At 69.4% G+C, this 21227-nt stretch carries 13 protein-coding genes, 1 tRNA gene and 1 rRNA gene; 3 read left to right on the top strand and 12 right to left on the bottom strand.

Going from position 1 to position 21227, the window contains the following annotated elements; genetic code table 11:
• Positions 1–143 precede the first annotated feature (143 nt).
• Complete coding sequence (locus EAO72_RS36345; RefSeq protein ID WP_148021275.1) at positions 144–998, top strand: DNA-formamidopyrimidine glycosylase family protein; 855 nt, start codon at positions 144–146, stop codon at positions 996–998.
• Positions 999–1030: 32 nt separating this feature from the next.
• Complete coding sequence (locus EAO72_RS36340; RefSeq protein ID WP_148021274.1) at positions 1031–1795, top strand: SDR family NAD(P)-dependent oxidoreductase; 765 nt, start codon at positions 1031–1033, stop codon at positions 1793–1795.
• Between the two features lie 835 nt (positions 1796–2630).
• On the opposite strand, the gene EAO72_RS36330 is transcribed toward EAO72_RS36340, so the two are convergent.
• The 10 genes from EAO72_RS36330 to EAO72_RS36285 form a co-directional block, all read right to left on the bottom strand.
• Entirely contained in the window at positions 2631–2825 is a 195-nt protein-coding gene (locus tag EAO72_RS36330; protein WP_148021272.1) for a CsbD family protein, read from the bottom strand.
• Positions 2826–2933: 108 nt separating this feature from the next.
• Positions 2934–3404, bottom strand: coding sequence for a Dps family protein (locus EAO72_RS36325; protein ID WP_148021271.1), 471 nt, complete (start codon positions 3402–3404; stop codon positions 2934–2936).
• A 330-nt stretch (positions 3405–3734) separates the two neighbouring features.
• Positions 3735–4118: a helix-turn-helix domain-containing protein gene (locus EAO72_RS36320; RefSeq protein WP_148021270.1), complete on the bottom strand. Its 384-nt coding sequence runs from the start codon at positions 4116–4118 to the stop codon at positions 3735–3737.
• A gap of 109 nt (positions 4119–4227) precedes the next feature.
• The gene (locus tag EAO72_RS36315) at positions 4228–4737 is read right to left on the bottom strand and encodes a CinA family protein (RefSeq protein ID WP_148021269.1); all 510 of its coding nucleotides are present in this window, start codon (positions 4735–4737) and stop codon (positions 4228–4230) included.
• Positions 4734–5570 carry a CDP-diacylglycerol--glycerol-3-phosphate 3-phosphatidyltransferase gene (pgsA, locus tag EAO72_RS36310; RefSeq protein WP_148021268.1) on the bottom strand — a complete coding sequence of 279 codons (837 nt, stop codon included), beginning with the start codon at positions 5568–5570 and terminating at the stop codon, positions 4734–4736. The genes EAO72_RS36315 and pgsA overlap by 4 nt, the downstream gene beginning before the upstream one ends.
• Positions 5567–7045, bottom strand: a complete 1479-nt coding sequence (gene rimO / locus EAO72_RS36305) for a 30S ribosomal protein S12 methylthiotransferase RimO (protein WP_148021267.1) — start codon at positions 7043–7045, stop codon at positions 5567–5569. Before rimO ends, pgsA begins: the two co-directional genes overlap by 4 nt.
• A 132-nt stretch (positions 7046–7177) precedes the next feature.
• Complete coding sequence (locus EAO72_RS36300) at positions 7178–7978, bottom strand: helix-turn-helix domain-containing protein (RefSeq protein WP_148021266.1); 801 nt, start codon at positions 7976–7978, stop codon at positions 7178–7180.
• 204 nt (positions 7979–8182) lie between these two features.
• Positions 8183–10957, bottom strand: coding sequence for a DNA translocase FtsK (locus EAO72_RS36295; protein WP_148021265.1), 2775 nt, complete (start codon positions 10955–10957; stop codon positions 8183–8185).
• 241 nt (positions 10958–11198) lie between these two features.
• A complete protein-coding gene (locus EAO72_RS36290; protein WP_148021264.1) occupies positions 11199–11876 on the bottom strand; it encodes a response regulator in 678 nt (225 codons plus the stop codon).
• 245 nt (positions 11877–12121) lie between these two features.
• Positions 12122–17593, bottom strand: coding sequence for a HAMP domain-containing protein (locus tag EAO72_RS36285; RefSeq protein ID WP_148021263.1), 5472 nt, complete (start codon positions 17591–17593; stop codon positions 12122–12124).
• Between the two features lie 400 nt (positions 17594–17993).
• Here EAO72_RS36285 and EAO72_RS36280 point away from each other — a divergent pair, with 400 nt between their 5' ends.
• Complete coding sequence (locus EAO72_RS36280) at positions 17994–20624, top strand: SpoIIE family protein phosphatase (RefSeq protein ID WP_187285326.1); 2631 nt, start codon at positions 17994–17996, stop codon at positions 20622–20624.
• A gap of 68 nt (positions 20625–20692) precedes the next feature.
• Here EAO72_RS36280 and EAO72_RS36275 read toward each other — a convergent pair.
• Together EAO72_RS36275 and rrf are read right to left on the bottom strand one after the other, a co-directional pair.
• A tRNA-Thr gene (locus EAO72_RS36275) sits at positions 20693–20765 on the bottom strand.
• A gap of 218 nt (positions 20766–20983) precedes the next feature.
• Positions 20984–21100, bottom strand: a 5S ribosomal RNA gene (gene rrf / locus EAO72_RS36270).
• Positions 21101–21227 lie beyond the last annotated feature (127 nt).

The raw sequence follows: 21227 nt of genomic DNA, 5'->3' as shown, positions 1-21227 counted from the left end.
CCGGGCCGGGCCGGGCCGGGCCACGGACCACTGCACCCGCACCCGCACCCGCACCCGCACCAACACCAACACCAACACCAACACCAACACCAACAAACCGTGAGCCCACCCGCTCACACCCGCAACCCGCGCATGATGGACGTATGCCCGAAGGAGACACCGTCCTGCAGACCGCGAAACGGCTGCACAGTGCGCTGGCCGGTCAGGTCCTCACCCGGTCCGATCTGCGCGTCCCACGGTTCGCCACCGCCGATCTCACCGGCCGGACCGTTCTCGGTGTCTCCGCACGCGGCAAGCATCTGCTGACCCGCGTCGAGGGCGGCCTCACCCTCCACAGCCATCTGCGGATGGACGGCGCCTGGCGCGTCTACGCCCCCGGCGAACGCTGGCGGGGCGGGCCCTCCCACCAGATCCGTGCCATCCTGGCCAACGCGACGCACACCGCGGTGGGCTACCGCCTCCCCGTCCTCGAACTCCTGCGTACGAAGGACGAGGAGCAGGCCGTCGGTCACCTCGGCCCGGACCTGCTGGGACCGGACTGGGACGCCGACACCGCGCTGCGCAATCTGCTCGGCGACCCCGACCGCCCGCTCGGCGAAGCCCTTCTGGACCAGCGCAACCTGGCCGGCATCGGCAACATCTACAAGTCCGAGCTCTGCTTCCTGGCACGGGCCACCCCCTGGCTCCCCGTCGGCCGACTGCCCGCACCCACCGCAGCACTCCTGGTCACCACGGCCAAGCAGCTCCTGGAAGCCAACCGCGACCGTGCGGTCCGCACCACCACCGTCGGCGCCCGTCCCCGGACCGCCGCCGCTCCGGCGCCGCGCGGCCCTCGCACGGGCCAGAACCTGTGGGTCTACGGCCGGACCCACCTCCCGTGCCTGCGCTGCGGGACAGCGATCCGCAGGGCGGAGCAGGACACCCGCCCCACCTACTGGTGCCCCCAGTGCCAGCCGGGCCCCACTCCCCAGGGCCTTTCACCATCGCAGACCAGTTGACGACCCGTCAGATACCGCCGTACGGTCCCGTCATGCCTCTCGCCGCGTACGACCTCACCGGCCGCTCCGCGTTCGTCACCGGCGCCGCCGGCGGTATCGGCCGTGCCTCGGCCGTCCTGCTGGCGGAGGCGGGCGCCACCGTGCACTGCGCCGATCTCGACGAGAAGGGCCTCCTGGAGACCCTCGCCCTGATCGCCTCCGCAGGTGGCGAAGCCCACACCCATCCGCTCGATGTCACCGACCGCAACCAGGTCCGGGCCGCCGTCTCGGCCGCGGGTGAACTGGACATCCTGGCCGCCGTCGCCGGAATCATGCATACGAGCAGCGTGCTGGAGACCACGGACGAGGACCTCGACCGTGTGCTCTCGGTCAACTTCAAGGGGGTTCTGTACGCCTGCCAGGAGGTGGCCCGCACGATGGTGGCGCGCAGCTCGCCCGGCTCCCTGATCACCATGGCCTCGGGCGCGATCGACTCCGCGAGCCCGGGGCTGCTCTGCTACAGCGCCGCGAAGGCCGCCGTGGTCCAGCTGACCAAGACGTTGGCCACCGAGCTGGGACCGCACGGCATCCGGGTCAACGCGGTCGCCCCAGGATGGATCCGCACCCCCATGACCGACCGCCACGACGCTGAGCAGCAGCACCGGGCCGAGGCCACGATGGCCCGCATTTCCCCGCTCGGCAGGGTCGGCGAGCCCGACGAAGTCGCCCACGCGGTGCTGCATCTGGCCGCGGACGCGTCGGCCTTCATGACCGGCCAGATCCTCCGCCCGAACGGCGGCGTCGCCATGCCCTGGTAGCGCGCCACGCCCTGCTGACGGACCAGGACCGGCGGCCCGCGCGCCGCCAGGGTTCCTTCGCTCGTCCGGACCGGACAAAAGTCAGTCGAAACCATGCGGAAACACGCCCGGTCAGGGCGGAAGCACGGCGAAACCGGCCGCTCTCGCGACACGAGGGGCCGGATAGCGAGCCGGGCATCGACCCCGGCATCAGGCCGGGCATCGAGGAGCCAGGTATCGCCGAGCCGGATATCAGTGACTGCCAGTTCCGGACCGTCTCACGCGCACCTCCGGCACACCGCCGCAGCAGGCCGGTCCCCGCGTCGAATATCCCCATCGGCCGGATGGTCTCGGTCACGTGCACGGGCAGGAGGCTGAGCCCCCATCCACCCGCCGCCACCGCCGCCTCGACCGGCCCCGCGTGCGCCGGCTCCAGCACCAGCCGCAGCACGGCCCACCACCACACGCCGCCGAGCACGAGCGCCGGCGCCCATCGCCGCACCATGGCTGCCTCCTTCGGCCGGACCCGGGGCCTGTCGTTCGGAACGTGCCGGGCTCGCGGTGCCCGTCCTGATCCGAACGGAAGACCCTAGCTCTGCCCGGTCAGCCGGCGGGAGAGCGCACCGGCGCAGTACAGGCGCGCGCCGCGCATCCGCACGCCTCTTGGCCCCCTCGGCCACATCCCGCCGGCCAGCTGCTCCGCCCGGCCGCCTGGCCGCCTGCCACCCGCGCCCTACCAGCCGGCCTACCAGCCGGGCCAACCGGCGAGCCGCGGGCCTCGGCGCAGGCCTCACCGCGGGCTTTCCTCCAGCGGCGAGCCCCCACCGCTTCCGATGGGGGCTCCGATCACTGCCGCTCAGTTCTCGTCGTCGCGGGAGAGGGAGTCCTTGACGCCCTCAGCGCGGTCCTGAGCCTGGTTCATGGCGCCCTTGGCCTTGCCCTTCGCCTGGTCCGCCTTGCCCTCGGACTCCATGCGCTTGTTGCCGGTCATCTTGCCCATGGCTTCCTTGGCCTTGCCGGCCATCTTGTCCTTGGCGCTCTCGTCAGTCATCACAACTCCTCGCGTCTTGCGGGACCGGCCTACGCCCGATTCCGGGCGGACCGGCTGAGATGGGGCCCGACCGGCGGAGGACCGGCCGAGCGGGTCGGAAAGCCCCGGTCAGGCGCTCTCCGCCTGGAACATCCACGCGTGCTTCTCGAGGTCCGCGGTCAGCGCGATGAGAATGTCCTGGCTGACCGGGTCGGGATCGCCCGTCACTTCGATCCGCTCGCGCATCCGGCCGATCACGATGCCCAGGGCGTCCACCAGCGTCCGCACGGCGTCGACGTCCTTGACCCAGCCCTCGGGCACGGAATCGATGGCCGTCGTCCTGGCGATCGTCCCTGACCGCCCGTCCGGATTGACGCCCACCGCGGAGGCCCGCTCGGCCACCGTGTCGGAGTGCTGACGAGCGGTGTCGACGACCTCGTCGAGCTGGAGGTGAACCGACCTGAAGCGGGGCCCGACCACGTTCCAGTGGACCTGCTTGGCCACCAGAGAAAGGTCGACGAGGTCCACCAGGGCTCCCTGGAGAGCCTCGCCCACGGACTTGAGGTCGGTCTCGGACAGCGGGCTCTTCACCACAGACATGCACGTCTCCGATCTGATATCCGTTCCGTTCAGCACCAACCACGATGGCACAAACGAAGCAAAACGGTCATCTGGGGAAATGTTCGAACCGTTCATTCCCCGCTCTCATTGATGCGCCTGCCCGCAAGAAGCACGCCGACACCTGGGCACGCCAACACCCGGCACCTAGCACCTAGCAGTCGTCCGGGCCGGGCAGGGCCGCCCAGACCGCCCGAAGGCCCCTGGGCCGTCCGGTCACACGCCCGCCCTCCGCCTGCGAACGCACAGAAGCCCCGGTCCGCCCCCTCAGGGGGCGGACCGGGGCTTCGGCTTCACACCGAACCGAGCGGGTCAAGCGGCGACGACATCCACCGCTTCCGCAGGCGCCTTGATGGTCACCCGCCCCGTCGGCACACCCGTCACCGAGGAAACGGAGACGGAATTGAGCATGGGGCGCACCGGTACAGGTACCGGATCGCTGGCCGCTGCCGACTCGGCCAGTTCGGCCAGGGACAGCTCATCGCTCACTTCACGCATGAGCTCGGACATCCGTACATCAAGCGCGTCGCAAATGGCGGAGAGCAGTTCGGAGGATGCCTCCTTCTGCCCCCGCTCCACCTCGGAGAGATAGCCGAGCGAAACTCGGGCGGACGAGGAGACTTCGCGCAGAGTACGGCCTTGGCGCTGGCGCTGCCGACGCAGCACGTCACCAAGCAGGCGACGGAGCAGAATCATCGGTGGCTCCCTCCTCGGACCGCGTAGCCGCATCCTTCACGCCCCACCGTACCGCCTAGCGCTGCGGCCGTGCGGGGAGCGATGTCGTGTTCACTCAGGGCTGCAAACATCAATTCCCCCCGTTGTGTTCCGTATCCTGTGCGCTCGCGTACCCGCCGAGTTCGCCGGAGAGCAGTTCGAGCACGCTCCGTACGCTCTCTCTACGGATGTCCGCCCGTCCACCGTTCAACCGCAGGGCGGTCACTTTCCCGGTGTCAGAGGGCCCGCAGACTGCGACGAAGACCGTTCCTACCGGGTGGCCGTCCTGCGTATCGGGGCCGGCTACGCCGGTAGTCGCCGCTCCCCAGTCTGCACCGAGCGCCCGGCGTACGCCTGCTGCCATCTGGCGCGCGACCTCGGCGTCCACTGCCCCTCGCGCCGCCAGAAGCCTCGCGTCCACGCCCAGGACTTCACTCTTGAGGGGGGTCGCATAAGCCGTTACGGAGCCGCGGAAGGCCTGCGAGGCACCGGGTACGGATGTCAGCTCGGCCGCGACCAGGCCGCCGGTCAGCGACTCGGCGACGGCGAGGGTCTCCCCCCGCCCGGCGAGCAGCCGCAGCACCTGGGCCGCGGCTGTCACCGCTCGGCCTCCGCGGCGCCGCGGTTCCCGGAGACCCGCTCCGCGTCACCGGGGCCCTCGGCGGCGGTCCCGGCGCCATGGGAGGCACCCCGCGAGGCCTTGCCCGTGGTGGCCGTGGCCCGCCCCTCGTCCTTGGCGCTCTCCAGAGCCGCCTCGGCGTGCTCAGCGGCCTCCTGGGCAGTAGCGGCCCTCTCCGCCCGGAGCCCCTGGCGGCGCAGCACGACGGCCTGGCGCACGTAGTCCAGGCCGGTGACGACCGTCAGCACGACGGCCACCGCCATCACCCAGAAGCGCAGTGTGGCCAGCGGACCGGTCAGCGCCAGGACGTACATCCCGACGGCGGTCCCCTGGGCCAGCGTCTTCATCTTGCCGCCGCGGCTGGCGGGAATCACCCCGTGCCGGATCACCCAGAATCGCATCAGCGTGATGCCGAGTTCCCGGAAGAGGATCACGCCCGTGACCCACCAGGGCAGGTCCCCGAGATAGGACAGGCAGATCAGGGCGGCGCCCATGATCGCCTTGTCGGCGATCGGGTCGGCGATCTTCCCGAAGTCGGTGACCAGGTCGTACTTGCGCGCCAGATGCCCGTCGAACACATCGGTGATCATCGCGATGGCGAACGCGGCCCAGGCGATGGAACGCCAGGCCGGGTCGTATCCGCCGTCATGAAGCAGCAGCACGACGAACCCGGGGACCAGGACCAGCCGAGCCATGGTGAGGAGATTGGCGATGTTCCACAGGCTGGCCTGATTGACGGCCGCAGCACCCAGTTTTCCGCCGCGGGCCGGCGTCGCGCCGGAACCACCTGCCGCGGATGCCGGGACTCCGGTCATCTGGCTACCTCCGCACGTTCACAGCTCTCCGCCACCAGGTCCACGCCTTCGGTGCCCACTACCTTTGCCTCGACCATACGGCCCGGGACAAGTCCTTCGCGTGCGGTGAAGAGCACCTGCCCGTCCGTTTCGGGCGCCTGGTGGGCGGCTCTGCCCACGGCACGCGACTCGTCCTCCGTGGGCTCGACCGACTCGACCAGTACCTGGAGCGACTCTCCGAGGCGCTCCTCGGCCCGCTGCGAGGTGAGCTCCTCGGCCAGCTGCGAGATGTGCGCCAGACGCTCGGCGATCGTGTCGGCGTCCAGCTTGTTCTCGTAGCCGACCGCCTCCGTGCCGTCCTCGTCGGAGTAGCCGAAGACGCCGATGGCGTCGAGGCGGGCGCCGGTGAGGAACCGTTCCAGCTCCGCCAGGTCCGCCTCGGTCTCGCCGGGGAAGCCCACGATGAAGTTGGAGCGTGCGCCGGCCTGCGGTGCCTTGCTCCGGATGGTGTGCAGGAGCTCCAGGAAGCTGTCGGTGTCACCGAAGCGCCGCATCGCGCGCAGCACGCCGGGGGCCGAGTGCTGGAAGGACAGGTCGAAGTAGGGCGCGACCTTCGGCGTGGACGTCAGTACGTCGATCAGGCCGGGCCGCATCTCGGCGGGCTGCAGATAGCTGACCCGGATGCGCTCGATCCCCTCGACGTCCGCGAGCTCGGGAAGGAGTGTCTCCAGGAGGCGGATGTCGCCCAGGTCCTTGCCGTACGAGGTGTTGTTCTCGGAGACCAGCATGACCTCCTTCACGCCCTGCTCCGCCAGCCAGCGCGTCTCGCCCAGGACGTCCGAGGGGCGTCGCGAGATGAAGGAGCCGCGGAAGGACGGGATGGCGCAGAAGGAGCAGCGGCGGTCGCAGCCCGAGGCCAGCTTCACGGAGGCGACGGGGCTGGTGCCCAGGCGTCGGCGCAGGGGCGCCCGGGGACCGGAGACCGGCGCGACTCCGTCCGGAAGGTCGGCGGGGGCCGGCGTGGCCTCCTGGGCGTGGCCGGGCAGAGCCACGGCCGCGTCCTGGCGCTCGGCCGGGCTGATGGGCAGCAGCTTGCGGCGGTCGCGGGGGGTGTGGGAGGCGTGGATGCCGCCGTTGAGGATGGTCTGGAGGCGGTCGGAGATGTCTGCGTAGTCGTCGAATCCGAGGACTCCGTCCGCTTCCGGCAGGGCCTCGGCGAGGTCCTTGCCGTAGCGCTCGGCCATGCAGCCGACGGCGACGACGGCCTGGGTCCGGCCGTGGTCCTTCAGATCATTGGCTTCGAGCAGGGCATCGACGGAGTCCTTCTTGGCGGCCTCGACGAATCCACAGGTGTTGACCACGGCGACATCGGCATCGGAGGCATCCTCGACGAGCTCCCAGCCGTCCGCTGCCAAGCGGCCTGCGAGCTCCTCCGAGTCCACCTCGTTACGGGCGCAGCCAAGAGTGACAAGGGCGACGGTACGGCGTTCGGGCATGGGCTCAAGACTACTTTGTCCCGGCACTGGCCCCGCCGTGCAGGGTTCGACCGTTACGGGGAGTGACAAAAGCGGCGAGCGCCCGGCGCGATGGCCGGGCGCTCGCCGCCCTGTGAACTGCTGGATCCGGGGTCAGCCGACCTCGGGATCGCCCTTGGTGTACGAAAGCCGCTCGACCTGTCCGGGCTGGAACTGGTCCTCGACCTTCTTGCCGTTGACGAAGAGTTCGATCGAACCGGCGTTGCCGAGGACGAGGTCGACCCGCTCCTTGTCCTGGAAGGTCTTCGTCTCGCCCTGCTGGAGGGTTCCGTCGAAGAGGGACCGGCCGTTGTGGTCCTTGGCCGAGATCCAGCTCTTGCCCTGGCTCGCGCTGAGCTTGACCGTGACCTTGTCCTGGGGCGCTGCCGCGATGGCACTGTCCGAGGGGGCCGGCTTGGGGTCGACGGGCTTGCTGGACGCCGGTTTGGGGGTGATCTTGTCGGAGGTCGGGCCCTCGGCGACCTGGCCGGCGGTCGAGGGCTCGTCACCGCCCTTGAAGAAGGTGAAGCCGACGAATCCGACGACGGCCACGATGGCCGCGACCATGGCCGCGGTCCAGTTGGGCCGCCGGGGTTCGGAACGGATCCGCTCGGCCTCGAACAGCGGGGCCGCGGGCGTGGGCGCGGGACGGCCGCCGTGCTCGGCGTCGTACTGCGAAACCAGCGGTTCCGGTTCGGTGCCTACGGCACGTGCGAGCGTTCGGATATGGCCGCGGGCGTACACGTCGCCGCCGCAGCGGGAGAAGTCGTCCTCCTCGATCGCGTGCACGATGGGGATGCGCACCCGGGTGGACGTGCTGACCTCTTCGACCGTGAGACCTGCGGCGATGCGAGCCTGCTGAAGCACTCGACCGATCGAAGGCCGGTCGTCTTCGGGGGAGTTGCCGATGGACACGGGGGCGCCTTTCGAGCGTGAGCCACCTGCTGGGTGTTCAGTCTAGGGGGGGTACGAAAGGGTGGGGCAACCGGGAGGGAGGACTTTGTACGCCATCAGATTCGAACAGAGTCGGATTCGCCGGACGGCCCCGGGAAGAAACATCCTGCTGTCCCTCCCTTCAACTTGACGTACGGCCCGGCGAAACGGTTGCCCGCAAAACCCTCACGAACCGGTTTCGCCACGGATCAGTGCCAACACGCCGTCGAGTTCGTCCGGTTTCACCATGACATCGCGCGCCTTGGACCCCTCGCTCGGTCCGACGATGTTCCGCGACTCCATCAGGTCCATCAGCCGTCCGGCCTTCGCGAATCCCACCCGCAGCTTGCGCTGGAGCATCGAGGTGGACCCGAACTGGGTGGAGACGACCAGCTCAGCGGCCTGGCACAGCAGATCCAGATCGTCGCCGATGTCCTCGTCGATCTCCTTCTTCTGCTTCGTCCCGACCACCACGTCGTCCCGGAAGACGGGGGCCATCTGGTCCTTGCAGTGCTGGACGACCGCCGCGACCTCGTCCTCGGTGACGAAGGCACCCTGCATACGGGTCGGCTTGTTCGCCCCCATCGGCAGGAACAGTCCGTCACCCTTTCCGATGAGCTTTTCGGCTCCGGGCTGGTCGAGGATGACGCGGCTGTCGGCCAGTGACGAGGTGGCGAAGGCGAGCCGGGAGGGCACGTTCGCCTTGATCAGACCGGTGACGACGTCCACCGAGGGACGCTGGGTGGCGAGCACCAGATGGATTCCGGCCGCGCGGGCCAGCTGGGTGATGCGGACGATCGAGTCCTCGACGTCCCGGGGGGCCACCATCATGAGGTCGGCCAGCTCGTCGACGATCACCAGCAGGTACGGATACGGCGACAGCTCCCGCTCGCTGCCCTCCGGCGTCTTGAGCTTCCCGGTGCGCACCGCGTGGTTGAAGTCGTCGATGTGGCGGTAACCGAACGCGGCGAGGTCGTCATAGCGCAGGTCCATCTCGCGCACGACCCACTGGAGCGCCTCGGCCGCCTTCTTGGGGTTGGTGATGATCGGCGTGATCAGGTGCGGGATGCCCTCGTACGCGGTCAGCTCGACCCGCTTGGGGTCGACCAGCACCATGCGGACGTCCTCCGGCGTCGCCCGCACCATCACCGAGGTGATCAGGCAGTTGATGCAGGAGGACTTTCCGGAACCAGTGGCCCCGGCCACCAGGACGTGCGGCATCTTCGCGAGGTTGGCCATCTCGTAGCCGCCCTCGACGTTCTTGCCGAGCGCCACCAGCATCGGGTGGTCGTCCTCCGCCGCGTCCGCGAGCCGCAGCACGTCACCGAGGTTGACCATCTCCCGGTCGGAGTTGGGGATCTCGATGCCGACGGCCGACTTCCCCGGGATCGGGGAGATGATCCGGACGTCCGGACTGGCGACGGCGTACGCGATGTTCTTGGCGAGCGCGGTGATCCGCTCGACCTTCACGGCGGGCCCGAGCTCCACCTCGTACCGCGTGACCGTGGGGCCTCGGGTGAACCCGGTGACGGCGGCGTCCACCTTGAACTCGGTGAAGACGTTGGTCAGCGACGCGACGATCGCGTCGTTGGCGGCGCTGCGGGTCTTGCCCGGGCCGCCGCGCTCCAGCAGGTCGAGGGAGGGCAGCGAGTAGGTGATGTCGCCGGAGAGCTGGAGCTGCTCCGCGCGGGGCGGCAGCGGCTGCGACTCCGAGCGGTCGGGTACCGGCTTGGTCAGGTCGGGTACGCCTCCGGCGGGCGACGAGGCCCGCTCCCCCGGCCTCCGGCCCGGTTCCGCCTCCCTGGCGCCGGGCACCGGCGTGCCCGCCCGCTCGCGGTCCACCGAGACGCCTTGGGTGAGGTCGGCGACGACCGGCGACGGCGGCATGCCGTTGAGCACCGCCCCGTCGAGCGCGGCAGCCGCGGCGGCGGCCACGTCCACGGCGTCCATGGTGCGGTTCATCGCCGGCTGCACGGACGGCCTGCGCGGCCTGCGGCGCTTGGAGAGCGCGTCGGTCTCCGCCCGGTCGGGGTCGTACTCCTCGGGCGCCTCGGAGCGGCGGGCCGAGGACCGCCGCGAACGGGCGGGCAGCGACTCGCGCCACTGCTCGTCGTACCGCTCGTCGTCGTCCTCGTCCAGCGCCTCCGGGTCGTACACCGGGTCGATGATGCCCAGCTTGGAGCCGAGCAGCCGCAGCCGCTGCGGAATCGCGTTCACCGGGGTGGCCGTCACGACCAGCAGCCCGAAGACGGTCAGAAGCAGGAGCAGCGGTACGGCGAGCACCTCGCCCATGGTGAAGATCAGCGGCTTGGACGCGGCCCAGCCGATGAGGCCCCCGGCGTCCTGCATGGCCTCGGTGCCGTCCTCGCGTCCCGGCGATCCGCACGCGATGTGGACCTGCCCGAGCACGCCGATGACGAGCGCGGAGAGCCCGATGACGATCCGGCCGTTGGCTTCGGGCTTCTCCGGATAGAGGATCAGCCGTACGGCGACGGAGCCCAGCAGTATCGGTACCAGGAGATCGAGCCGGCCGAAGGCCCCCGTGACGAGCATCTCGACGAGGTCGCCGACCGGGCCGCGCAGGTTCGACCACGTGCCCGCGGCCACGATCAGCGCGAGGCCGAGCAGCAGCAGCGCGACCCCGTCCTTGCGGTGAGCGGGGTCGAGGCCCTTGGCGCCGCGCCCTATGCCGCGGAACATCGCGCCGACTGCGTGGGCCGCTCCGAGCCAGACGGCGCGCACCAGGCGGTACACACCGCCGGTGGGCGACGGCGCCGGTTTGGGCGCCGCGGCCTTCTTGGCCACTGCTTTCTTCGCGGGTGCCTTCTTGGCTGGTGCGGTCTTCTTCGCCGCGGTCTTCTTGGCGGGCGCGGCTTTCTTCGCCGGGCCCGGGGCACGGCCGGCGCGCTTCGCGGTGCCCGCGGTGCCCTGGGAACCCTTGCCGGACGTACGTGAGGCCATGGGGCCGAGGTTACCGGTGTCTGCGGCGGTGAACACGTGCGCGTGCCGGTTCACCCGACCGTGTCGCCATACAGCGGCCGCAAACTGACGCGCACTCACTGGCTCGGGCGAGGCGACACCGGGCCCGGGCCAGGTGGTCCCGAGCCGGGCCACCTCCGCCGAACGGCCTCGCTCACCGGCCAGTTGACGCCCCTCCGACCCGAAGGAGCGCGGGGGAGACGGGCGGTGCGGCCGGCAGACGTTACGAGGGGAGGCCGGCGGGTCCGCCGGCCGTGCCGGGCTCCAGCGCGTCCAACGCCCGGCGCAGCCCGGTCAGCTTCCGTTCGAGATGAGCGGCGGTGGCCACGGCTCCGGCGTCCGCCGACTCGTCGTCGAGTTGCTTGGACAGGGCCTCGGCCTGCTCCTCGACTGCCGCGAGCCGTGCGGAGAGTTCGGCCAGCAGCCCGGCCGGCTCCTTCTCGCGGTTCGCGCCCGCCTGACCGCCGCCCTCCAGCTGGAGCCGCAGCAGCGCCGCCTGCTCACGCAGCTGGCAGTTCTTCATGTACAGCTCGACGAAGACCGAGACCTTGGCGCGGAGCACCCAGGGATCGAACGGCTTCGAGATGTAGTCCACCGCGCCGGCCGCATAGCCCCGGAAGGTGTGATGCGGACCGTGGTTGATCGCGGTGAGAAAGATGATCGGGATGTCCCGGGTCCGCTCCCGCCGCTTGATGTGGGCCGCGGTTTCGAAACCGTCCATGCCCGGCATCTGGACGTCCAGCAGAATCACCGCGAAGTCGTCCGTGAGCAGCGCTTTGAGCGCTTCCTCCCCTGACGATGCCCGCACCAGTGTCTGATCGAGCGCAGAGAGGATGGCCTCCAGCGCCAGCAGATTCTCCGGCCGGTCATCGACCAGGAGGATCTTGGCCTTCTGCACCATGGCCCGTCCTCCTCGCCCCGGAATTGCACCGGGCGCCGCCCCAGGGGACGGCTCCCTTACGCCGTCCGTCCTTGTGCCGGTCATGGTAGCCGCACCCCGGCTGCCACCACACCCTGTCACCGCGATGTCACTGTGCACACAGGGAAAACGCGGCAGGAGACCAGAAGGTTCCCCGGAAACCGCGCTCCCACACTCTTTCCGACACGACGAGTCAACACATCACGATCGATTCGCTCAACTAGCGATCACTCTCCGCGCATCCACTGCTCCATAACCGAGAGAAGATGATCGGAATCGACCGGCTTGGTGACGTAGTCGGATGCGCCCGACTCGATGGCCTTCTCTCGGTCGCCCTTCATCGCCTTGGCGGTCAGCGCGATGATCGGCAGTCCCGCGAACTGCGGCATCCTGCGGATCGCCGAGGTCGTCGCGTAGCCGTCCATCTCCGGCATCATGATGTCCATCAGTACGACCGTCACATCGTCGTGCTGCTCCAGGACTTCGATTCCCTCGCGCCCGTTCTCCGCGTACAGCACCGAAAGGCCGTGCTGTTCCAGCACGCTGGTGAGCGCGAAGACGTTACGGATGTCGTCGTCGACGATCAGTACCTTCTCGCCGCCGAACCGGAACGTCCTGCGGACCTCGGGCTCCTCCTGGCCGCCGAGCGTCCACGACTCCTGCGGAGCCGGCCGCTCCATGGACGAGGCGGCCCGGGGCGGCAGCGCGGGCTGCTGCTGCGCACCGCCCAGCGCCTTGCGCCGACGCCTGGACAGCCCTGCCGCGCCACCCTGCTCCTGCGCGCTGCCCGGCATTCCGGAGGCCTCCGCGAAGCTCTGGAAGCCCGGTCCGTGGCCCTGCCCCGCCTCGGGCCGCCGGCCGCTCTCGACCGCGGCGCCGTGCACCTCGATGGGCCCGGGGCCGATCTGCGGGTAGCCCTGCGGCGGGAGTTCGCTCGGGTGCAGCGGCAGGTACAGCGTGAATGTCGAGCCGCGGCCGGGCTCGCTCGCCGCGTGGATCTCGCCGCCCAGCAGCCGCGCGATCTCCCGGCTGATGGAGAGACCGAGGCCGGTACCGCCGTATTTGCGACTGGTCGTCCCGTCCGCCTGCTTGAACGCCTCGAAGATCACCAGCATCTTGCTGGACGCGATCCCGATACCGGTGTCGGTCACCGAGAAGGCGATCAGATCAGCGTCGGCGTCCCGCAGCGAACCGGCTTCCAGCAACTGCTCACGGATGGCGTTCGGTACCTCGGCACCCGCGTGCCGGATCACCAGTTCCACGGCCCCGCTGTCGGTGAACTTCACCGCGTTGGAGAGCAGATTGCGCAGCACCTGCAGCAGCCGCTGTTCGTCGGTGTGCAGTGTCGCCGGCAGTTCCGGCGACACCCGTACGGAGAAATCCAGCCCCTTTTCCGCAGTGAGCGGCCGGAACGTCGCCTCCACGTAATCCACCAGCTGGACCAGCGCGATCCGGGTCGGGCTGACGTCCATCTTGCCCGCCTCGACCTTCGACAGATCGAGGATGTCGTTGATCAGCTGGAGCAGATCGGAACCCGCCCCGTGGATCGTCTCGGCGAATTCCACCTGCTTCGGCGACAGATTGCCCTCGGCGTTGTCCGCCAGGAGTTTGGCCAGAATGAGCAGCGAGTTGAGCGGTGTCCGCAGCTCGTGGGACATGTTCGCCAGGAACTCCGACTTGTACCGCATGGAGACGGCGAGCTGTTCGGCGCGTTCCTCCAGGACCTGGCGCGCCTCCTCGATCTCGGTGTTCTTGACCTCGATGTCGCGGTTCTGCTGGGCCAGCAGCTCGGCCTTCTCCTCCAGTTCGGCGTTGGAGGCCTGGAGCGCCTTCTGCCGGTTCTCCAACTCCTGCGACCGGTCACGCAATTGCTCGGTGAGCTCCTGCGACTGCTCCAGCAGTTTCTCGGTCGTGGTGTTGACGCTGATCGTGTTGACGCTCGTCGCGATCATCTCGGCGAGCTGGTTGAGGAAGTCCCGCTGGATATGCGTGAACGGCTGGAAGGAGGCCAGTTCGATCACCCCGAGGACCTTGCCCTCGAAGAGCACCGGCAGCACGATCACATGCGCGGGCGGCGCCTCGCCGAGACCCGACGAGATCTTCAGGTACCCCGGCGGCACGTTGTCCACCTGGATCGTCCGCTTCTCCTCGGCGGCCGTGCCGATGAGCGTCTCCCCGGGCCGGAAGGACGTCGGCATGGACCCCGCGGAGTAGCCGTAGCTGCCGCGCATCCGGAGCTCGTACGCGCCCTCCCGGTCGCCCTCCGCACCCAGCGCGTCGGTGTCCCCGGTCGCCGTCGCCAGGAAGAAGGCGCCGTGCTGCGCTGAGACGACCGGGGTCAGCTCACTCATGATCAGCGAGGCCACGTCGTCCAGGTCGCGCCGCCCCTGCATCAGACCGGAGATCCGGGCAAGGTTGCCCTTGAGCCAGTCCTGCTCCTTGTTGGTGGCGGTGGTGTCGCGCAGGTTGGCGATCATCGTGTTGATGTTGTCCTGGAGGGACTGGATCTCCCCGGCGGCGTCCACGTCGATCTTGAGATTGAGGTCGCCCCGGGTCACCGCGGTCGCGACGGCCGCGATGGCACGCACCTGACGGGTCAGGTTTCCGGCCATCTCGTTCACCGACTCGGTGAGGTCGCGCCAGGTGCCGTCCACGTCCCGCACCCGTGCCTGGCCGCCCAGCTGGCCCTCGGTGCCCACCTCGCGGGCCACTCGCGTCACCTGCTCGGCGAACGACGACAGCCGGTCGACCATCGTGTTGATGGTGTTCTTCAGCTCCTGGATCTCACCCCGCGCGTCGATGTCGATCTTCTTGGTGAGATCGCCCTCGGCGATGGCCGTGGTGACCGTGGCGATCTGGCGCACCTGCCCGGTCAGGTTGGACGCCATCGAGTTCACGGACTCGGTGAGGTCCTTCCACGTACCGGCAACGCCCGGGACGCGCGCCTGGCCGCCCAGCTCGCCCTCCGTGCCCACCTCACGGGCGACCCGGGTCACCTCGTCGGCGAACGACGACAGGGTCGTCACCATCGTGTTGACGGTGTCGGCGAGCTCGGCTACCTCGCCGCGCGCCTCGACGGTGACCTTCTTCGTCAGGTCCCCGTTGGCGACCGCGGACGAGACCCGGGAGATGTTCCGCACCTGACTGGTCAGGTTGTTGGCCATCAGGTTGACGTTCTCGCTGAGGTCCTTCCAGATGCCCGTCGCCCCGCGCACCCGGGCCTGACCGCCGAGGATGCCCTCGGTGCCCACCTCGCGGGCGACCCTCGTGACCTCGTCCGCGAAGTTGAGCAGCTGGTCGACCATCGTGTTGACCGTCGTCACCAGTTCGAGGATCTCGCCCTTGGCGTCGACGGTGATCTTCTTGGAGAGATCGCCGTTGGCGACCGCGGTCGTGACCTCGGCGATGTTGCGGACCTGGAGGGTCAGGTTGTTGGCCATGCCGTTGACGGACTGGGTGAGGTCCTTCCACGTACCGGACACTCCCTGCACCTCGGCCTGACCGCCGAGAATGCCCTCCGTACCCACCTCACGGGCGACCCGGGTCACCTGCTCCGCGAAGTTCGAGAGCTGGTCGACCATGGTGTTGAGGGTGTTCTTCAGCTCCAGGATCTCGCCGCGCGCGTCCACGTCGATCTTCTGCGACAGGTCACCCCGCGCCACCGCCGTGGCGACCTGGGCGATGTTGCGGACCTGAGCGGTGAGGTTCCCCGCCATGCCGTTCACCGAGTCGGTCAGATCGCGCCACACACCGGCCACGCCGGGCACCTGGGCCTGACCGCCGAGCCGCCCGTCCGTGCCCACTTCACGGGCCACCCGGGTCACCTGCTCGGCGAAAGCTGACAGCTGGTCGACCATCGTGTTGATGGTGTTCTTCAGCTCCAGGATCTCGCCGCGCGCGTCCACGTCGATCTTCTGCGACAGGTCACCCCGCGCCACCGCCGTGGTCACCTGGGCGATCTGGCGCACCTGGGAGGTCAGGTTCCCCGCCATGAAGTTGACGGAGTCCGTGAGCTCCTTCCACGTACCGGAGACGCCGTCGACCCGCGCCTGACCGCCGAGCCGGCCCTCCGTGCCCACGTCACGCGCCATGCGCGTCACCTGATCGGCGAAGGAGGACAGCTGCGCCACCATCGTGTTGACGGTGTTCTTCAGCTCCAGCATCTCGCCGGCCACATCGACGGTGACCTTCTGCGACAGGTCGCCGTTGGCGACCGCCGTCGTCACCTGCGCGATGTCACGCACCTGCCCCGTCAGGTTCCGGAACGCCGTGTTGACGGAGTCCGTCAGGTCCTTCCAGGTACCTGCCGCGCCCGGCACCTCGGCCTGGCCGCCCAGCCGGCCCTCGACGCCGACCTCCCGGGCCACCCTGGTCACTTCCGAACCGAAGGACTGAAGCTGGTCCACCATCGTGTTGACGGTGTTCTTCAGCTCCAGCATCTCGCCGGCCACATCGACGGTGACCTTCTGCGTCATGTCACCGCTGGCGACCGCCGTCGTCACCTGCGCGATGTCACGCACCTGGGTCGTCAGGTTGCGGAAGACGGTGTTCACCGAGTCGGTGAGGTCCTTCCAGGTGCCCGCGGCGCCCGGCACCTGTGCCTGACCGCCGAGCAGGCCCTCGCCACCGACCTCGCTGGCCACACGCGTGACCTCGTCCGCGAAGGTCCGCAGCGTCTCCGTCATCTGGTTGATCGTCTCGGCGAGCTGCGCGACCTCGCCACGCGCGCTCACCCGGACCTTCTGCGACAGGTCACCGTTGGCGACCGCCGTCGTCACCTCCGCGATGCCGCGCACCTGGGAGGTGAGGTTCCCGGCCATCGTGTTGACGGAGTCCGTGAGGTCCTTCCACACCCCGGCCACACCCGGCACCGTCGCCTGCCCGCCCAGCTCGCCCTCGGTACCCACCTCGCGGGCGACGCGGGTCACCTCGGAGGAGAACGAGGACAGCTGGTCGACCATCGTGTTCACGGTGTTCTTCAGCTGAGCCATCTCGCCGGCCACGTGAACGGTGACCTTCCGCGACAGATCGCCCTTGGCCACCGCGGTCGTCACCAGGGCGATGTCGCGCACCTGCGCGGTCAGCCGGTACGCCATGGTGTTCACGGAGTCCGTGAGGTCCTTCCAGGACCCGGACATCCCGCGCACCTGGGCCTGGCCGCCCAGCTTGCCCTCGGTGCCCACCTCGACCGCGACCCGCGTCACCTGCTCGGTGAACGCCGACAGCTGGTCGACGAGGTTGTTGACCGTACGCGCGACCTTCAGGAACTCGCCGCGCAGCGGCCGTACCGTCTCGTCCGCCGTATGCGAACGCAGCTCCATCCGCTGCTCGAGGTCACCGTCGGCCACCGCCGACAGCACGCGCCCGACCTCCGAGACGGGGCGCGCGAGATCATCCACCAGCTCGTTGGACGCGTCGATCGCGGCGGCCCAGGAGCCCTCGCAGGCCCCCGTCTCCAGCCGCTCGGTGAGCTTGCCCTCCCGGCCGACCACGCGCCGCACCCGCGCGAGCTCACCCGTGAGATGCACATTACGGTCGGCGACCTCGTTGAAGACCGCCGCGAGCTCCGCCATGACACCGTCGCCGGACACGGTCACCCGCCGGCGGAAGTTCCCGTCACGCATGGCCACCAGACCGGACAGCAGTCTGTTGAGTGCCGCGGCGTCGACCTCGACGGTTCCATTGCGCTGCTTCTTCACGGACTGTCCGCCTCTACTGCGCGTACCTGATCCCCGCGCCGCCACGTCAGACTCCACCGTGTCCCTCCCGCAGGGGTTGACCGAATCGCTCGGGCCTTGTCCGAGAGCTTGCCCAGATCCTCTGGGACTCACCGTCACCACCACCGTCGACGGGTGACCATGGGGACGTCAAATCGTTGAAACGTACCAGGCCGGAACCGGTCGGGGTGGAACCTCCCATGGTTGTCCCACATCCCTCCCAGGGGAAGCCCACACTTGTCCGGTCACAGGTCTGTTCCTGCCCGTCCTTGCCCGAACCCGGCCCTCGTGTATCCGGCACCTGCACGGAGCGTCTAGCCTGGCAGGCGAATCGAAGCGGCGAGAAACGGGCACAGGACTCGGGGAAGCGACGAGACACCATATGGGGAGTGCTGTGATCACGGCGCGCGCGGCTGCCACCTTCGACCCGGTGGGGCGTTCCGTAGCGACGGCCCGCGCCTTTGTCCGGGACACCCTCCAGGGGTGGGGGTACACCGATGTCGTCGACGACGCCGTCGTCCTCACCAGCGAGCTCGTCACGAACGCGGTGGTCCACGCGGGCACCACAGCGGACGTGCTGTGCCTGCGTACGGATGACGGTGTCCGGGTCGAGGTCTCCGACCACTATCCGGAGCGCGAGATCCCGCTCCAGTCCACCGGACTGGACTTCGGCAGCCCCGACCGGGAGGGCGGCCGCGGCCTCCTCCTGTGCGCGGCGCTCGCCTCCCGCTGGGGAGTCGAGTACTCCCCCACACACAAACACGTCTGGTTCCAGCTCGATCTCCCCGACCGGCCGGTGGGCATCCGCTCCGCGGGTCCGCTGCTCCCCGTCGGTCTGCTCCCCGTCACCGACGAACGGGTCAGGGTCGCCGTCGTCCAGATCGACAGCACGGGCTCCATCGCGGCGTGGAACGACGACGCCTCGTACCTGTTCGGGCACACGGCGGAACAGGTCACCGGCAAGCAGTTCACCGACTTCACCGCCTGGCCCCAGACCCCCGGCACCAACACCGGCATCGCCGACGCGCTGCGCCTCTCCCGCTGGGAGGGCAGCTACGGCGTCCGCGCCGCCGACGGCCGCACCATCCAGGTCTACGGCTCCCACCTGCGCGTGCGGGACACCGAGGGCGAACCCTCGACGGTGTGCCTGCTGGTGCGCGACTACGAGCGGGCCGTGCTCCACTCGCCGGTACGCACTCCGGTCTCCGACGCGAACACGGAGAGCCGCACGACGGACCCCTTCGAGGTCTTCATCGGCTCCCCCGCCCCCGACGACCTCGACGGACTGCTCCAGCGCACCGTCGAGCGGGCCCGCGACATGCTCGACGCCGACGCGGCCTTCCTGCTGCTGGCGACGGACGACGAGACCGAGCTGGAGGTACGGGCCACGACCGGCCTGCCTTCCGCCCGCCAGCGCTTCGCCCGCGTTCCCGTCGAGGCGGGGACGGGACGGTACGGCTCCGCCCGGATGCCCGCCGTGCACGAGGATCTCGACGCGGTACCCGGCGCCGTCCCGCTGCTCAGCGACACGGGCATGCGCTCGGTGGTCACGGTCCCCCTGAAGGTCGAGGGCCGGCTCACCGGCTCCCTGGGCGTCGCGGCCGAAGCCGCCGGCCGGTACTCGAACGAGGAGGCCCTGCGCCTCCAATTCGCCGCCGACCGCATCGCCCTGGCCGTCGAGTCCGCCCGCCTCGGAGAGCTGGAACGGCTGCGCCGCGGCTCGCTCTCCTTCCTCGTCGAGGCGTCCGACCTGCTGGCCGGCACGCTCGACCGGGACCAGACGCTGGCTCTGATGGCGCAGATGACCGTCCCGACCCTGGCCACCTGGTGCGCCGTCTACACGATCGCCGACCAGTCCTCGGACCCCTACCTCTCGTACGTCCTGCACGAGGACGAGGAGCTCATCGACGGCCTCAAGGCCCTGCTCTCCAAGATCTCCCCGCCCGACCCGGTGCCGACACCGGGCGCCCGTGTCTGGTCCGCACCGTCCGAGGCCGCCCACGAGGCAGCCCTGCGCACCTCGATGCGCAGCATCGGCCTCGGTGACACGGGGGCGCTCGGCGCCGGCATCCGTACGACTCTCGCCACCGCGGCCGCGGTGGGCGGCGAGACGGTGGTCCTCCCCCTTGTCGCCCGCAACCGGGTCATCGGCATGCTGACGCTCGGCAAGCCGTCCGACGATCACTTCCGCCAGGAGATCCTGGAACTGGCCGAGGACCTCTCGCGCCGGGCGGCCCTCGCCCTGGACAACGCCCGCCTCTACTCGGAGCGCATGGCGATCAGCCAGTCCCTGCAGCGCAGCCTGCTGCCGCCGGGCCTCCCCGACGTCCCCAATGTCGAGATCGAGGTCATCTACCGGGCAGCCGGTGAGGGCAACGAGGTCGGTGGCGACTTCTACGACGTCTTCCCGATCCGTGACGGCGCCTACGGCTTCGCCATCGGCGACGTCTGCGGTACGGGCCCGGAGGCCGCGGCCGTGACCGGCCTGGCCCGTCACGCACTTCGCCTGCTCGCCCGCGAGGGCTTCGGCGGCCCCGCCGTCCTGGAGCGGCTCAACGCCGCCATCCTGGACGAGGGTGCCCGCAGTCGCTTCCTGACCCTGCTGTACGGGGAGCTGTGGCCCCAGGAGGACGGCAGCGCGCTTCTGAAGGTGGTCTGTGCCGGCCACCCGTTGCCGCTGCGCCTGCGCCAGGACGGCTCGGTCGAGGCGGCGGCTGAACCCCAGCCGCTGCTGGGCGTCATCGAGGACCTGGAGCTGTACGAGCAGACGGTGACGCTGGACCCGGGCGACGTCCTGCTGTGTGTGACCGACGGCGTCACCGAACGCCGCGAGGGCACTCGCATGCTCGGCGACGACGGGCTGGCCGACGTGCTGGCCAACTGCACGGGCCTGACGGCGGGTGCGGTGGCGGCCCGCATCCTGCGGGCGGTGGAGCGCTTTGCCGCCGAGCCGGCCTCGGACGACATGGCCATTCTCGCGATGCGTGTCCCCGAGCCGCAGGTCGCTCCGTAGCTCCGCCGCCCGGTCCTCCGGGTACGCGAAAGGCCCCCGCCACTTGGCGGGGGCCTTTCGTCTGTACGAGCCCCAATGCGGAATCGAACCGCAGACCTTCTCCTTACCATGGAGACGCTCTACCGACTGAGCTATTGGGGCCTTGCTGCCCTGCGGCAACGAGCTAAAGCATACCCCGAACCTGGGGGTGTGCCAAACCGCCTGTCGCGCCGTCATGGGGCCGCCCACCAGGGGCGATTCAAGGTTCCCGACCCGCGTGACGAGCAACGCGCCCCGCCCGCGACGATGCACCGTCGAACAGGCCGTGAACGCAGAAAAGCCCCGTGCCACAAGGGCACGGGGCTTAACTATCAAAAGGAGTTCGGCGGCGTCCTACTCTCCCACAGGGTCCCCCCTGCAGTACCATCGGCGCTGAAAGGCTTAGCTTCCGGGTTCGGAATGTAACCGGGCGTTTCCCTAACGCAATGACCACCGAAACACTATGAAATTAACCAACACCGGATGAAAACACGGCCGTTCGTTATTTCAGAACTAACACAGTGGACGCGAGCAACTGAGGACAAGCCCTCGGCCTATTAGTACCAGTCAGCTCCACCCGTTATA

The sequence above is a fragment of the Streptomyces sp. OR43 genome, from assembly GCF_008042275.1.
Taxonomy (GTDB): domain Bacteria; phylum Actinomycetota; class Actinomycetes; order Streptomycetales; family Streptomycetaceae; genus Streptomyces.
This window is presented reverse-complemented; position numbering and strand designations above follow the sequence as displayed.